The 1,668-nt window shown below is 63.3% G+C and carries 2 protein-coding genes; both read left to right on the forward strand.

Annotation, left to right across the window (positions count from 1 at the left end; all coding sequences use genetic code 11):
- Positions 1–796 (forward strand): ABC transporter permease (locus tag A5663_RS19015; protein WP_231976833.1); only part of this gene is annotated, 796 nt, incomplete at its 5' end.
- Between the two features lie 13 nt (positions 797–809).
- The gene (locus A5663_RS19020) at positions 810–1,667 is read left to right on the forward strand and encodes an ABC transporter permease (protein WP_068152673.1); all 858 of its coding nucleotides are present in this window, start codon (positions 810–812) and stop codon (positions 1,665–1,667) included.
- Position 1,668: the final 1 nt, after the last annotated feature.

The raw sequence follows: 1,668 nt of genomic DNA on the forward strand, positions 1-1,668 counted from the left end.
GCCGGAGCGCTGGTCTGCGGGGTTGCCGCCGTTGCGGAATCTGGCTGGGCCGATGCAGGCGGTTGGTGCGTTGTTCGCGATGTCGGCTGATGCGGTGCGGTTTGTGTTCCGGCGGCCGTTTCAGTGGCGTGAGTTTTTGGAGCAGTGTTGGTTCATCGCGCGGGTGTCGTTGGCGCCGACGTTGTTGGTGGCGATCCCGTTCACGGTGTTGGTGTCGTTCACGTTGAACATCTTGTTGCGGGAGCTGGGTGCGGCGGATCTTTCCGGGGCGGGCGCGGCGTTTGGTGCGGTGACGCAGGTGGGTCCGATCGTGACGGTGTTGATCGTGGCTGGTGCGGGGGCGACGGCGATGTGTGCTGATCTGGGGTCGCGCACGATCCGCGAGGAGATCGACGCGATGGAGGTGCTGGGCATCAACCCGGTGCAGCGGTTGGTGACGCCGCGGATGCTTGCTTCAGGACTGGTCGCCTTGTTGCTCAACAGCTTGGTGGTGATCATCGGCATTCTGGGTGGTTACACGTTTTCGGTGTTCATCCAGGACGTCAATCCGGGGGCGTTCGCGGCGGGGATCACGTTGTTGACCGGGGTGCCCGAGGTGATCATCAGCTGCGTGAAGGCGGCGTTGTTCGGGTTGATCGCCGGTTTGGTGGCGTGTTTTCGGGGGTTGACGATCACCGGTGGCGGGGCCAAGGCGGTGGGCAATGCGGTCAACGAGACGGTCGTGTATGCGTTCATGGCGTTGTTCGTGATCAACGTGGTGGTCACCGCCATCGGTATCCGGATGACGTCGGGTTAGGGCGGGAGTTGCGATGGGCACGGTGGCGGTGTTGCGCAGCACTTATCCGCGGTTGACCCGCGGTGCTAAGCGGCCGGTGGAGTGGTTGGGCCGCATCGGTGACCACATGTTGTTCTATGTGCGCGCGCTGGCCGGGGTGCCGCACGCGGCGATTCATTTCCGTAAGGAGATCGTGCGGTTGATCGCCGAGATCTCCATGGGTGCGGGCACGTTGGCGATGATCGGCGGCACGGTCGCGATCGTGGGGTTCTTGACGTTGGCTGCCGGTGGCACGTTGGCGGTGCAGGGCTATTCATCGCTGGGCGATATCGGTATCGAGGCGCTGACGGGGTTCTTGGCGGCGTTCATCAATGTGCGCATCGCCGCGCCGGTGGTGGCCGGGATCGGGTTGGCCGCCACGTTCGGTGCGGGGGTGACCGCGCAGCTGGGGGCGATGCGCATCAACGAGGAGATCGACGCGTTGGAGTCGATGGCGATCCGCCCGGTCGAATATCTGGTCTCCACACGCATCGTGGCCGGGATGGTGGCGATCACCCCGTTGTACTCGATCGCGGTGATCTTGTCGTTCGTCGCCTCGCAGTTCACCACGGTGGTGTTGTTCGGCCAGTCCGGTGGTCTCTATGACCACTACTTCGACACCTTCTTGAACCCGATCGACTTGTTGTGGTCGTTTCTGCAGGCGGTGTTGATGGCGATCACGATCCTGTTGATCCACACCTACTTCGGCTACTTCGCCTCTGGCGGCCCGTCCGGTGTCGGTGTGGCAGTCGGCAACGCGGTGCGCACCAGCCTGGTCGTCGTCGTCTCGGTCACCCTGCTGGTGTCACTGTCCATCTACGGTTCCAACGGCAACTTCAACCTGTCGGGATAAG

Origin of the sequence: Mycobacterium sp. E740, from assembly GCF_001672895.1 — a bacterium.
Taxonomy (GTDB): Bacteria; Actinomycetota; Actinomycetes; order Mycobacteriales; family Mycobacteriaceae; genus Mycobacterium.